Here is a 12,572-nt window from a genome sequence, read left to right on the forward strand (position 1 = left end):
GGTCATTGCTATGGCCGAGTTTTTCATCCCACAGCGACTCGGCGACGAACAGAAGCCGCCCGCCGGCCCGGGTCCAGTTCAGCACCTGGTCGATCTGTCGTGGGGTCATGTTGTAGCGCTCTGCGAGCAACAGCAGGCTGTGTTGATGCGGGTCGAGGCCGGGCAGGATGTCGAGGCCGTTGGCGTGGCCGACGTTCAGGCCTTGCTTGCGCAGGAACAGCTCAGCCGCCAGATATGGGTTGGCCCTGGCTTCGGGGGAGGGGCCGTGGTCGATGTCGGTCTGGTAGGGGGTTGCCTTGAGGTACAGATAAACACTCAGCGCTGCCAGCAACACGGCGATCAACACCCCGGCTATCGACCCCCAGCGCCGATTCAACGGACAACCTGCGAGCCGAACAGAACGCGCCAGCCGTCACACAGTTCCTGCTGCACCTGAGCGGGCGGCAGGCGATGACCGTAGGCCATGTTTTGCCAGTGCCCGGTCAGGCTTTTGCTGTAGGCCAGCAAGGCCGGTTGCTGTAATTGCTCGATACGCTGAAGCACTTGGCCTTCAGTGTCGGCGGACTTGAGCGCGATGTTGAAGTCGTGCAACAGACGGCTGAGCAGGGCGCGATAAAGCAAACCAAGTGCTTCGCGTGGATGAGTCTGCCAAAGACTTTCGGCGTGGGCGGCGATGTCGGCGGGCAGGGATTCGGGCTTGAGGTCCAGGCCGAACGCCTGCTGCGGTAAAGGTCCCGTGGCTTTGTTGACGGGGATCGGTCGGAGACTGACGAACGCCTGCAACCAGTCGCGATAGCGCCAGATCAACAGGCCGACGGCACCCATGACGATGCCCCACAGCACGATTTCAATCAGGGTCGCCAATGCCCCGAAACGTTGCCCCTCGAACAGTTTCAGCAGGGCCTTCAACCATTGCGGTGTCTTGCCATCGTCCGCGGCTTCAGCATTCGGTTGCTCTTCGCCAAAGCGGTAGCGCGTCACCGTTTCCCGGTTCTTGAAGGGCGGCTGCTCGAGGATCGACTTGATGCTGTCCCTGGAGGCCTGGCTGGTCAGGGGCTGGTCCAGCAGGCGCGGGCTGTCGGGTGAAATGCCCGGTTCGGCGGCCCACGCGCTGTGTGTGGTCGGCATCAGCAGAGTCACGGCGATCAACAGGACAGCGCCTGCACTGGTGAGGCGCTGGCGCATTCGGCGGAACACCAGTTCGATATCCCAGGCCTCCAGTACGATGCGCCGGTTCAGGTAAAGGCTGAAGCCGCAGGCGACATAGATCGGCTCCCAGACCACCAGCACCAGTGCATAAAAGGCGTTGGTCAGGTGTTCCAGCCAACGCCAGTCCCGGGTGGCCGCCGAGATCAGCGACTGCCAGCTCCAGTCGAGCGCGACCTGCTGTGGCAGGAGTAGATAGAACAGCACCATCAAGCCGATCCACAACGCGCCTTCCAGGTGCGCGCCGATGATCGTCAGCCATCGTGCCGCGCCGGCGTCTCTCTGCAACAGCACCTGTAGACGCTGCTGGCGTTGTTGTCCGTCGAGGCCTTCGAGTTGCACCACCGGCATTACGAAACTGCGGGACAAACTCAGGCGTCGCCAGGTCAGGCTGGCCAGTAATTGTGGCTTGAGCAGGCGCGGCCATTGGTGCAAGGCCTGCTTGAGCGTGGGCGTTTCACCGAACATGGCCTGGGACAGGATGTACAAGGGCAGGCGTTCGAACGCCGGCTTCAGCCACCAGAAAATGAACACGGCGAGCGAGGGCGAATCCCGGAATCCCCAACTGAGCAGCGCGAAAATGGGCAAGGTGACCATGGCCCAACTGGTCATCAACAGGCGTCGGTGGCGCTGGCTCAGGAGCACGCCGAGGTCCATGGCTTCCCAGGTCGAGCGCGGGCGAATCACCACCGTGGCGTCACTCAGGCGCATGGCGGCGACGTCCGGCGAACACGAGATAAATCACCACCAGCAACCAGAGCGCCGCGCCAACCAGGTACTTGGTCTGGTGTGAAGGGGCGGTCATTGACGACCAATAGGCTTCGATAAACGCTGCGATCAACAGAAACAGCATGACCCCGCAGACCAGCAGCACACTCTTGCGCGCTGCCAATCGCAAGGCCTCAGTCCGTGGCAAGCGCCCCGGGGCGACCAACGCCCAGCCCAGCTTCAGACCAGCGGCACCGGCCAGGGCGATGGCGCTGAGTTCGAAAGCGCCATGGCCGATCACGAATGACCAAAAGGTTTGCCCGTAGCCGACGTACGTCAGGTGCCCGGCCACCGCACCAATCATCAGACCGTTGAACATCAGGAAAAACACGCTGCCCAGGCCGAACAGCAAACCACTGGCGAAGGTCTGAAAGGCGATGCCGATGTTGTGCATGATGTAGTAGCCGAACATCGCCCAGTCCTCACTGGCGGCCCGTTCCGCCGTGCGCCCGAGGTGACCGGCAACGGGGTCGTACATGCTTTGCATTTCACTGACCTGCTCGGCGGGGATCAGGTTGTAGACCAGGTCCGGGTACAGGTACACCAGCAGCGCAAAACCGGCCAGGCTGCCAAAAAACAGCAGGCTGGCGGCGAGGACGAAGCGCCACTGTTCACGCACCAGCCGCGGGAAATCGGCCAGGATGAATGCCAGCATGTTGGCCCCCAGACGGCTGCGGTGTCGGTAAAGCTGTTGATGCCCGCGCAGCACTTGTTGCTGCAAGGCATCGATCAGAAAACTGCTGTAGCCGCGCTCTCGTGCGAGTGCCAAGTGTTGGCAGAGGCGTCGGTAATCCTTTGGGAAACTGCCGGCGTCGGTGACTTTGCCGTCGCGTTCCAACTGCTCGAGCAGGTGGGAGAAACGGTCCCATTCGGCCTTGTGCCGGCTTTCAAACAGGCTTTGCTTCATGTCGGCCCCAGCAAGCCGCGGGCGATACCATTGAGCTCGGTCATCGCCTGTGCAGGCTGGACTTGCAATGGTTGGGCAAGGATCGCGGCCAGTTCATTGACCCGCGCCTGGGAGAGTTCGCCCTGGCGCTCGGCAAACCCGAGAATCGCCTGTTGCTCGGTGAGTGTCAGGGCAAAGGCTGGGCGGCGGGGTTGGGCTTCGGGGAGTTCGGGGCGGGTGTGCAATTGTTCGCGGTAGATCACCAGGGTCCCGGCGGCGATATCGCCGAGGCGCTTGAAGTGGGGATGTTGCAGGCAACTGACGGCCCCGAGGAAGTAACCGAAGGGCAACAGGTCAACAACGCGCAGCAGGTTGCGCAGCAGCGAAGCGGACCAGCCGACCGGGGTGCCATCGTCGTGCACCACCCGCAGTCCCATCCATTGCTTGCCTGGCGAGCGGCCGTGGTTAAGCACCTCGAACAGCACCATGTACCACCAACTCACTACGAATAGCAGGATCGAGCCGAGTCCGGCACCCAGTTTGCCGAGCATCGCCAGTGCAATGAACAGCACGCCCAGGACCAGGCCGCGCAAACCAAGATCGATGGAAAATGCCAGCGCACGGACCATCAAACCGGCCGGGCGCAGCGGCAGATCGACGCCCTCCGGCGTTTCGACGTGATACCGCGTATCCAGTGGCGGTGACAGCGGCGCATTCCTTGGCAGTGCTGTGGTCTCGAGCATGGGCAACCTGATGATGTGGCCTGGATCGGGATTCTTTGTCCATCCGATGCTAGCAGCCTATACGGGGGGAAACGACATAACTATGTATTGCATGGTGAGCCGGGCAAGGTGCTTGAATGACAAGACTACTGGCCGGGGTGTGAGGTGAACGCCTAGACTTTGCCGATCTTCAGTTCAGGAATCGCCCGTGACCTCCATCTTCTGGTACGACTACGAAACCACTGGCATCAATCCCCGTTGCGACCGTCCGTTGCAAATGGCCGGCCTGCGCACCGACTTCGATCTCAATGAAATCGACGCGCCGGTCAATCTTTACTGCCAGCCCAGTGACGACATCCTGCCGCATCCGGCCGCCTGCGCGATCACCGGAATCACCCCCGGGCAACTGCGGGCGCAAGGCTTGAGCGAAGCCGATTTCATGACCCGGGTGCATGCGCAACTGGCCGCTCCCGGTACCTGTGGCGCGGGGTATAACACCTTGCGTTTCGACGACGAGATGACCCGCTACAGCCTGTACCGAAACTTTTTCGACCCTTATGCGCGGGAGTGGCAGGGCGGCAACAGCCGCTGGGACCTGATCGATGTGGTGCGCGCCGCTTATGCCTTGCGCCCCGATGGCATGGTCTGGCCGACCGATGACGAGGGGCGGGTCACGCTCAAACTTGAACGCCTGACCGCCGCTAATGGCATCGATCATGGCAATGCCCACGAAGCGCTGTCGGACGTTCGTGCGACGATCGCCCTGGCGCGCCTGATACGGGAAAAACAGCCAAAGCTGTACGACTGGCTGTTTCAACTGCGCAGCAAGCAGAAAGTCATGGACCAGATACGCCTGTTGCAACCGCTGGTGCATGTTTCCGGGCGATTTTCGGCCGCGCGCAGCTATGTGGGGGTGGTGTTGCCGCTGGCCTGGCACCCGCGCAACAAGAACGCCCTGATTGTCTGTGACCTGCACCTCGATCCCCAGGGCCTGCTCGACCTGGATGCCGAAAGCTTGCGCCAGCGCTTGTATACCCGTCGCGACGAACTGGCCGAAGGCGAGTTGCCGGTGCCGTTGAAGCTGATTCATATCAACAAGTGCCCGGTGGTGGCGCCGTTGTCGGTACTTCGCCAGGAAGATCAGCAGCGTTTGGGGCTGGATATGGCGCTGTATCAGCAGCGGGTGTTGCAGCTCAATGACGCCCGGAAAGTTTGGCTGGATAAAATCCTGGCGATCTATGCTCGCGAAGATTTTTCCCAGAGCCAGGATCCGGAGCAACAGTTATATGATGGATTTATCGGTGATCGGGATCGGCGATTGTGTGAGCAAGTCAGAACCGTTGACCCGGTGCAATTGGCACAAGAGCAGTGGCCTTTCGATGACGAACGTTTGCCTGAATTGCTGTTTCGATATCGCGCTCGTAACTTTTCCGACACGTTGAATTCCGAGGAGCAAGAACGCTGGCGAATATTCTGTCAGAAACGTTTGTCAGAACCCGAGTGGGGGGCGCCAAATACCCTTGAAAGTTTTGTAGAAGCCGCGGCCCAATTGAGCGTTAGTGCTACTGCGTTTCAGCAGGGGGTGCTCAGTGAGTGGCAGGATTATGTCCAGGGATTGCGTCAGCGTTTGCATCTTTGAAATCGAACATGCCAGGGCTTAAAACACCGGGCATAAAAAACGCCAGCATTTGCTGGCGTTATTTTTTGTCACGGATCCGTCTGCGACAAGCTCTGAAGCTTAGCCCAGCAGGGTAGCCCAGCCTTCCACCACGTCACCGCCCCACTTGGCTTTCCACTCTTTCAGAGTCTTGTGGTTGCCACCTTTGGTTTCGATGACTTCACCGTTGTGCGGGTTTTTGTATTGTTTAACTTTGCGAGCACGCTTGGTGCCGGTAGTTTTCACTGCGCCGCCGCGTGGTGCCTTGGTTTTGGATTCTGGATCCAACAGCGCGATGATGTCACGCAGGGACTTGGAGTACTCGCCCATCAGGGTGCGCAGTTTGCCTTCGAATTCCAGCTCGGTTTGCAGTTTGTCGTCTTGGGACAGGTTCTTCAAACGGGCTTGCAGCTCTTTGATAGCTTCTTCGGTGGCGCGATAYTCGTTGATCAAGGACATGTGGACTACCTTATGTTGTGCGCTGGATGGCAGGTGACAGTGCGGCAATAATAGTCACGGTGTTTCATCAAGTAAACATTTAAGCCAACTTTATTTAATTTACTTGCTGTGGTTTTGGCGCGCGTCGGTAATGCATTTATTAGTGTGGTCCAGGTCTGCCGGATATACATAAATTAACATTTGGCCGGCACCACTAGAGCATCCGGGCGAACCGGCACTGGCGCTGTCCGTCCTGCCGCACCGACCTTCCGGCAGGGCGAAACGTCAACAATACTGCAGTTTTGCTGCGCAATCGCTAGAATGGCGGCCTTTGCGAAGTTCTGGAGTTCCCCCCTCATGCGCACTTTTCGTCTGGTGATTTCTTGCCCGGACCGTGTTGGCATCGTTGCCAAAGTCAGTAACTTTCTGGCATCACACAATGGCTGGATCACTGAAGCGAGCCATCACTCGGACAATCTCAGTGGCTGGTTCTTCATGCGTCACGAGATCCGTGCCGACTCCCTGCCATTTGGTATCGAAGCGTTTCGCGAAGCCTTTGCCCCGATCGCCGAAGAGTTCTCGATGGACTGGCRCATCACCGATACCGAACAAAAGAAACGCGTGGTCCTGATGGCCAGCCGCGAGTCGCACTGCCTGGCCGACTTGCTGCACCGCTGGCACAGCGATGAACTGGACTGCGAAATTTCCTGTGTGATTTCCAACCATGATGACTTGCGCARCATGGTGGAGTGGCACGGCATTCCGTACTACCACGTCCCGGTCAATCCGCAGGACAAGCAGCCGGCCTTCGCCGAGGTTTCGCGCCTGGTCAAACAGCACGACGCCGAAGTGGTGGTGCTTGCCCGTTACATGCAAATCCTGCCGCCGCAGTTGTGCAGCGAATACGYGCACAAGGTCATCAACATTCACCACAGCTTCCTGCCGTCGTTCGTCGGTGCCAAACCCTATCACCAGGCTTCCCTGCGTGGCGTGAAGCTGATCGGCGCGACCTGCCACTATGTGACCGAAGAGCTGGATGCCGGCCCGATCATCGAGCAGGACGTGGTGCGCGTCAGCCACAGCGACAGCATCGAAGACATGGTGCGTTTCGGCCGCGATGTCGAGAAGATKGTGCTGGCCCGTGGCCTGCGTTATCACCTGGAAGACCGGGTGCTGGTGCACGGCAACAAAACCGTCGTCTTCTGATAGACCTGCGGTACAGTTGAAATTCGAAGGGTCTGGGCGTTCAATCGCTTCAGGCCCTTCGCCGTTTCTGTACCGAGGACATGACCATGGCCGATCCACTGGACAAAGCCACATCCAAGGCTCCCGCCACGTTGGGCGAGGGTTGCCTGAGCCGCTACGACCCGGATGACATGGGGCCTGAAACGGGTACGGAGTTTCCTGATGCCGCGCAGTTGTGGGAGCAGTTGCAACAAGAGCCCGAGGACAAACCCAAGCCTGCCTGAGTTTCATCAACTTCATCGGCAGCGACACGACCCACACGGTCGGTTTGCAGCGCCAGCCACTGGGCCTTGGTCATCGGAACACGTCCGTTGTCGAGCAGGCGCTCGAGGGTTTGTAGCCAGTATCGGCGCGAAAACTCATGACGCATGTCCACCGGGTGCAGGCCCAGGCGAATCACCGGGGCCTGCTGCCAGCGTTGTTCACGGCGGTCGCTGACGAGCTTCGATACGATCCGGCGCCAGGCACCGCGCGCACTCCAGACCAGCCCCGGCGCCTCGAACGCGGTGAAATCCGGCAGCCGGTACAAGTGCTGCGAGTCGCTGGTGTAACTCAACGGCAATTGGCGCAATGCCTGGCGAGTGCCTTGGCTCATCAACCAGGCAGGGGCGACGAACCCCTCCAGCGGCCAGTCATGGCGGTGGAACATTTCGATGCCCGAACGCAGGCGGGCGAGGGCGGCGTCCTGCGACAAACGGTAAAACTCGCCTTCGTGGGTGTAGACCCGACGCATGAACCAGTCTCGGGGATTGCTGGCCATCGGCCCGTCGTCGCAGTGGAAGTAGCCATGCAGCGCCAGTTCGTCGCCCCGGGCGAGCCTGGTACTGAGCTGGCGGCAAAATTGCGGATGGGCGTCCAGGTTGTTGTGTTTGTGGAAGTCCGGCACCACCAGCCAGGTGATCGGCACGCCATCCAAAGTGTCGACGGCTTTGACGAACGGCTGGTAATCGGCCCAGGTTGGCGGTGCCACGTCGTGCAGTACCAGCAGTAAAGCGGGACTGTTCATGGACTCAACCGTTGGCTGTCAGCGGCCATTGGCTGCCGAGCACTGCGTGGTAGTGGCGCAACAAGCTGTTGACCACGGTGTCCCAGGCGTAATGCCGTTCGACATGCAACCGCGCCTGTTTGCCCAGCGTTGTGTTGCCCGACCCGAACAATTCTCGAACGGCGGTGGCCATCGCGGCGGGATTGTTCGGCGCGCAGAGCCGGCCGCAGTCCTCGGTGACGATTTCCTCGAAAGCCCCGGCCGCCACGGCCACCACCGGAATACCGCTGGCCATGGCTTCGAGTAACACCAGACCGAAGGTTTCCTGATCGCCTGCGTGTAACAGTGCATCGGCGCTGGCCATCAGGCGGGCCACCTGCGGCGCCGGGCAGAACTCGTCGATCACCGTCACGTTGGACGGCACGGCCGTGGGCATCGACGAGCCAACCAGCAGCAGGTGATAGCGTCGGCCCAGGCGTTTCATGCAGTCGAGCAGCACCGGCAGGTTTTTTTCCTTGGAACCACGCCCGGCGAAGATCAGCAGACGGGTGTTTTCGTCCAGGCCCAGCTCGGCTCGCAGCCCGGGGTCTCTGGCATCGGGATTGAAGGTTTGCAGGTCGACGCCGAGCGGTTGCACAAACACATTCTTGACTCCAAGCCCGGTGAGCTTGTCGGCCATGACCCGGCTGGGCGCCAGTACGCGGTCAAAGTTGCCGTAGAGCTTGCTGACATAGGCTTCGACGTTGTTGGTCACCCAATGGCCCATGCGGTTGCTGACCAGCAGGGGCAGGTCCGAGTGATAAAAGCCGATGACCGGCACATCGAGTTGGCGCCGCGCATCCAGCGCCGCCCAGGCCGTGAGATAAGGATCGCCGACTTCAATCAGGTCGGGCTGCAAATCCTGCAAGACATTGCGCCAGGGCGCGAGGCGCAGAGGGAAACGATAGCCCTTGCCGAAGGGCAGGGCAGGGGCCGGAACGGTGTAAATACCATCCTGTTCGCTAAAAGAAGATCCGGGAATCAACAGACTGTGGCGAATGCCCGGTTTGATGCCCAAACGACGGTGCTTCGCATCCAGATAAGTGCGTACGCCACCGCTGGCAGGGGCGTAGAACATGGTGATGTCAGCGATATGCACGATGAACAATCCTCCAGTCCCGGTACTCCCTTGGTTGACCTATATGAAGGATAGATGTTCGGTTGGGGTTTGTGCGGGTGGGGGGGGCGGCGGGGTTTTGTAGTGTTTGGCAGGCCGCTATCGTCGGAACGCCGCCCGGAGCAGGCTTGCTCCCACAGTAAATCTCCAGTGCGACAAAGATCCCTGTGGGAGCGAGCTTGCTCGCGATGGGGCCAATTCAGACGCTAGATACGGAAACTGCCTACCAGCTGCTTCAACCGCGCCGCCTGCTGCTCAAGGTCCGAGCACGCGCGCAATGTCGATTGCAGGTTTTCCACGCCTTCCTGATTCAGCGTGTTGATCTCGGTGATGTCGACGTTGATCGACTCCACCACGGCGGTCTGTTCCTCGGTCGCGGTAGCCACCGACTGGTTCATGCCGTCGATTTCACCAATACGCAGCGTCACGCTGTTCAGGCGTTCGCCCGCGAGGTTGGCGATTTCCACGCTGTCCTGGCTGTGGCGTTGACTGTCGCTCATGGTGCTGACCGATTCCCGGGCGCCGACCTGCAGCTCCTCGATCATGGTTTGCACCTGTTGTGCCGATTCCTGGGTGCGATGTGCCAGGTTGCGCACTTCGTCCGCCACCACAGCAAAACCACGACCGGCTTCACCGGCACGGGCGGCTTCAATCGCGGCGTTGAGCGCCAGCAAGTTGGTTTGCTGGGAAATGCTGGTGATCACTTCGAGAATCTGCCCGATGTTCACCGTTTTGCTGTTCAGCGATTCGATGTTGGAGCTCGATGTGCTGAGCATGCTCGACAGTTGATTCATCGCCACGATACTGCGGTCCACCACTTGTTGACCATCTTCGGCCAGGCTGCGGGCATCGCTGGCCTGGCTCGACGCCTGAGCTGCGTTGCGGGCAATTTCCTGGGCGGCGGCGCCGAGCTGGTTGATGGCGGCTGCGACGCTGCTGGTGCGCGAGGCTTGCTGGTCGGAGTTGAACATCGACGAGTTGGAAGCCGCAACCACGCGCAACGCCACTTCATTGACTTGCCCGGTGGCTGAGGACACTTCGCGGATCGAGCCGTGAATGCGCTCGACGAAACGGTTGAACGCGGTGCCGAGGGTGCCGAATTCGTCGTTGTTCTGGATGGTCAGGCGTTTGGTCAGGTCGCCTTCGCCGTCGGCGATGTCGGCCATGGCACGGGTCATGACGTGCAACGGCTGGATCAGGATGCGAATCAGCATGCCCAGCAGGGCGATGATGRTGGCCACGGCAATGATGGTCGCAACGACAGCCGAGGTGCGGAATTCGCTGAGCATCGAGTAGGCTTTTTCCTTGTCGACCGAAACGCCGATGTACCAGTTGACCGATGACAAGCCTTTGATCGGGGTGAAGGTCACGATGCGGGTTTTGCCGTCGACCTGGATTTCGCTCATTGTGCTGCTGATGGCCGGTGTGTCTTGCGGGTAGACATCCTTGAGCATCTTCATCGCCAGCGCTTTGTCGGGATGTACCAGGATTTTGCCGTCGGAGCTGACCAGGAAGGCATAACCGATGCCATTGAAATCCAGCGTGCCAAGGCTGTCGGCGATCACCTGCAAACTCAGGTCGCCACCGACCACGCCGATGTTCTGGCCGTCCTTGATAACGCTGTCGACAATCGAAATCACCAGTTGGCCGGAGGCCAGATCCATATAAGGCTCGGTTAATGCCGAACCGCTGCTGCCTTGCGCGCTCTTGTACCAAGGGCGTGCTCGCGGGTCATAGCCATCGGGCATCTTGCTGTCCGGGCGAATGATGAAAGAGCCATCCTTGCTGCCGAGGTAGGCGCCCATGAAGGTCGAGGTCACGGCTTTTTGTACWAGCAGCCTGGAAACGTTGTCGGCATCGGGGTTGAGCGCGACAGTTTGTGACAGGTTTTCAATCAGCAGGCTGCGCCCGTTCAACCAGGTCTGGATATTGTTGGCGGTCACTGCGCCCATTTCCTGCAGATAGTTATTGAGGTTTTCGCGGATGGCGTTGCGCTGCAGATAGTCGTTGTACAGCGTGAATGAGGCGAAGGCGGCAATAACAATGAGGGCGGCGGCAAGCAGGATTTTATGGCTGAAACGCAGATTTTTGTTCATGGCTTGGGGTTCCGCTAAGGTCTTAATGTCCAGTGCGTGCTTTTATAAAGGGACGCACGACGGGCAAGGTTGAAAGCAAGTGAATTTTCCGACTCTCCTTAGGGAAATTTCCGACCAGATCGTGTCTGACTGCTTTGTCGTTATCTCTATCGGCCGTGTAGGACCAAAGATTAATCATGGGTGACCAAATGCCTGACTCATTGCAACTCGTTATCGGCGCCGATCTCAACGGGCAGCCGATTGCCCAGGCCATGCGTCTGGCGAACCGCCACGGTTTGATCGCAGGCGCGACCGGCACCGGCAAGACCGTCACTTTGCAACGATTGGCCGAAGCCTTCAGCGATGCTGGCGTGGCGGTGTTCGCCGCTGACATCAAGGGTGACCTGTGTGGCCTCGGTGCCGCCGGCAACCCCCAGGGCAAGATCGCCGAGCGAATTGCCGGGATGCCCTGGCTCAACCATAAGCCTCAGGCTTATCCGGTGACGTTGTGGGACGTACACGGTCAGTCCGGTCATCCTTTGCGCACAACCTTGAGTGAAATGGGGCCGTTGTTGCTGGGCAGCCTGCTGGAACTGACCGACAGTCAGCAGTCGGCGCTGTACGCCGCGTTCAAGGTAGCGGACCGCGAGGGGCTGTTGTTGCTCGACCTCAAGGACCTGAAGGCGTTACTCAATCACCTGCGCGACAACCCTCAGTTGCTGGGCGACGATGCGGCATTGATGACCACCGGCTCCAGTCAGGCATTGCTGCGGCGTCTGGCGACCCTGGAGCAACAGGGCGCCGAAGCTTTGTTTGGTGAGCCGGCGCTGCAACTCGAAGACATCCTCCAGCCCACTGCGGACGGGCGTGGGCGCATTCATTTGCTGGATGCCAGCCGTCTGGTGCATGAAGCGCCGAAGGTCTATGCAACGTTCCTGCTGTGGCTGCTGGCCGAGCTGTTCGAGCAACTGCCGGAGCGTGGCGATGCCGACAAACCGTTGCTGGCGCTGTTCTTCGACGAGGCCCACTTGTTGTTCAATGGTACGCCCCAGGCGTTGCGTGATCGTCTGGAGCAAGTCGTGAGGCTGATTCGTTCGAAAGGCGTGGGCGTGTATTTCGTCACCCAATCGCCGGGTGACCTGCCGGATGATGTGCTGGCGCAGTTGGGCTTGCGCATCCAGCACGGTCTGCGTGCGTTCACCGCCAAGGAGCAGAAGTCCCTGCGCGCGGTGGCCGAAGGTTTCCGGCCGAATCCGGCGTTCGATACGTTGTCGGTGTTGACCGAGCTCGGGATCGGCGAGGCGCTGGTCGGCACCTTGCAGGAAAAAGGCACGCCGGAAATGGTCCAGCGGGTGCTGGTCGCGCCGCCGCAATCGCGGATCGGGCCGTTGACCGATGCCGAACGCACGGCGCTGATAGCCGGTTCGCCATTGC

The 12,572-nt window shown here is 60.1% G+C and carries 10 protein-coding genes and 2 pseudogenes; 3 read left to right on the top strand and 9 right to left on the bottom strand.

What is annotated here, in order from left to right:
- The 4 genes from ACXRVY_RS07590 to ACXRVY_RS07605 form a co-directional block, all read right to left on the bottom strand.
- On the bottom strand, nucleotides 1-376 hold a 376-nt coding region (locus ACXRVY_RS07590), incomplete at its 3' end, for a DUF4350 domain-containing protein (RefSeq protein ID WP_458237197.1).
- Nucleotides 373-1,917: a DUF4129 domain-containing protein gene (locus tag ACXRVY_RS07595; protein WP_223463880.1), complete on the bottom strand. Its 1,545-nt coding sequence runs from the start codon at nucleotides 1,915-1,917 to the stop codon at nucleotides 373-375. The genes ACXRVY_RS07595 and ACXRVY_RS07590, both read right to left, overlap by 4 nt.
- Nucleotides 1,904-2,881, bottom strand: a complete 978-nt coding sequence (locus ACXRVY_RS07600) for a stage II sporulation protein M (protein WP_457266093.1) — start codon at nucleotides 2,879-2,881, stop codon at nucleotides 1,904-1,906. The genes ACXRVY_RS07595 and ACXRVY_RS07600 overlap by 14 nt, the downstream gene beginning before the upstream one ends.
- Complete coding sequence (locus tag ACXRVY_RS07605) at nucleotides 2,878-3,603, bottom strand: RDD family protein (RefSeq protein WP_223463878.1); 726 nt, start codon at nucleotides 3,601-3,603, stop codon at nucleotides 2,878-2,880. Before ACXRVY_RS07605 ends, ACXRVY_RS07600 begins: the two co-directional genes overlap by 4 nt.
- A 187-nt stretch (nucleotides 3,604-3,790) precedes the next feature.
- Between ACXRVY_RS07605 and sbcB the strand changes: the two genes are divergently transcribed.
- A complete protein-coding gene (gene sbcB / locus ACXRVY_RS07610) occupies nucleotides 3,791-5,221 on the top strand; it encodes an exodeoxyribonuclease I (RefSeq protein WP_223463877.1) in 1,431 nt (476 codons plus the stop codon).
- Between the two features lie 99 nt (nucleotides 5,222-5,320).
- On the opposite strand, the gene mvaT is transcribed toward sbcB, so the two are convergent.
- Nucleotides 5,321-5,698 (bottom strand): histone-like nucleoid-structuring protein MvaT, encoded by a 378-nt coding sequence (mvaT, locus tag ACXRVY_RS07615; RefSeq protein ID WP_007933316.1) that lies wholly within the window; start codon nucleotides 5,696-5,698, stop codon nucleotides 5,321-5,323.
- Nucleotides 5,699-6,034: 336 nt separating this feature from the next.
- Between mvaT and purU the strand changes: the two genes are divergently transcribed.
- Nucleotides 6,035-6,883, top strand: a complete 849-nt coding sequence (gene purU / locus ACXRVY_RS07620; protein WP_458237198.1) for a formyltetrahydrofolate deformylase — start codon at nucleotides 6,035-6,037, stop codon at nucleotides 6,881-6,883.
- Between the two features lie 283 nt (nucleotides 6,884-7,166).
- On the opposite strand, the pseudogene ACXRVY_RS07625 reads toward purU, so the two are convergent.
- The 4 genes and pseudogenes from ACXRVY_RS07625 to ACXRVY_RS07640 all read right to left on the bottom strand — a co-directional run.
- Nucleotides 7,167-7,928 (bottom strand): annotated as a pseudogene (locus ACXRVY_RS07625) (DUF2334 domain-containing protein); the annotation flags it as partial.
- A 4-nt stretch (nucleotides 7,929-7,932) separates the two neighbouring features.
- A complete protein-coding gene (locus tag ACXRVY_RS07630; RefSeq protein ID WP_411740724.1) occupies nucleotides 7,933-9,045 on the bottom strand; it encodes a glycosyltransferase family 4 protein in 1,113 nt (370 codons plus the stop codon).
- A 224-nt stretch (nucleotides 9,046-9,269) separates the two neighbouring features.
- Entirely contained in the window at nucleotides 9,270-10,034 is a 765-nt protein-coding gene (locus tag ACXRVY_RS07635) for a methyl-accepting chemotaxis protein (protein ID WP_457266095.1), read from the bottom strand.
- A 93-nt stretch (nucleotides 10,035-10,127) separates the two neighbouring features.
- Nucleotides 10,128-11,159: pseudogene (locus ACXRVY_RS07640) on the bottom strand (HAMP domain-containing protein); the annotation flags it as partial.
- Between the two features lie 188 nt (nucleotides 11,160-11,347).
- On the opposite strand from ACXRVY_RS07640, the gene ACXRVY_RS07645 reads away from it, so the two are divergent.
- Nucleotides 11,348-12,572: helicase HerA-like domain-containing protein (locus ACXRVY_RS07645; protein WP_458237199.1), on the top strand; the 1,225-nt coding region annotated here is incomplete at its 3' end.

The sequence above is a fragment of the Pseudomonas sp. P5_A2_2 genome, assembly GCF_054177685.1.

Excerpts from the sequence above, each read along its gene's own strand:
- ACXRVY_RS07595 (WP_223463880.1), bottom strand. The coding sequence starts at position 1,917 with ATGCGCCTGAGTGACGCCACGGTGGTGATTCGCCCGCGCTCGACCTGG.
- ACXRVY_RS07600 (WP_457266093.1), bottom strand. The coding sequence starts at position 2,881 with ATGAAGCAAAGCCTGTTTGAAAGCCGGCACAAGGCCGAATGGGACCGT.
- ACXRVY_RS07605 (WP_223463878.1), bottom strand. The coding sequence starts at position 3,603 with ATGCTCGAGACCACAGCACTGCCAAGGAATGCGCCGCTGTCACCGCCA.
- ACXRVY_RS07635 (WP_457266095.1), bottom strand. The coding sequence starts at position 10,034 with ATGTTCAACTCCGACCAGCAAGCCTCGCGCACCAGCAGCGTCGCAGCC.